The organism is Paraburkholderia sp. J11-2 (genome assembly GCF_905220185.1).
GTDB lineage: Bacteria > Pseudomonadota > Gammaproteobacteria > Burkholderiales > Burkholderiaceae > Paraburkholderia.
This window is the reverse complement of the sequence record NZ_CAJMYY010000138.1, coordinates 1-317: the sequence shown is the minus strand read 5'-3', so window position 1 is coordinate 317 and position 317 is coordinate 1. Positions and strand designations below refer to the sequence as shown.

General features: G+C 62.5%; 1 protein-coding gene. It reads right to left on the bottom strand.

Annotation, left to right across the window (positions count from 1 at the left end):
- Positions 1-129: 129 nt before the first annotated feature.
- Positions 130-317: hypothetical protein (locus U5A57_RS41515; protein ID WP_321918140.1), on the bottom strand; the 188-nt coding region annotated here is incomplete at its 5' end.

Genomic DNA, 317 nt, shown 5'->3' with positions numbered 1-317 from the left:
AGGCGAACTCGCTGTGCTGCACTTGCCCGCTCCATCCCTTCGCTATCCGCAGATGGTCGGTCGCATAGCCACGATAAGCGACGCCTGTCGCGTCAGCGACGTTTTCACAGTACCGAGTGAGTGAATTTGTCAGATCCGCTCGCGGTGATCCGCCGCGGAAATCGCGGAGGGCGTCTGCTTTGATTTGGCCGACACACCACCAATGTCGACGCCGATCCGTGAGTGACCGCTCAGGGATGCTGGCGGAACCAGACTGGCAGAGCGTCGAACGACGCGCATTGGCCGGTCACTGCCCGACGCGGTCGCCCGAAACCGAC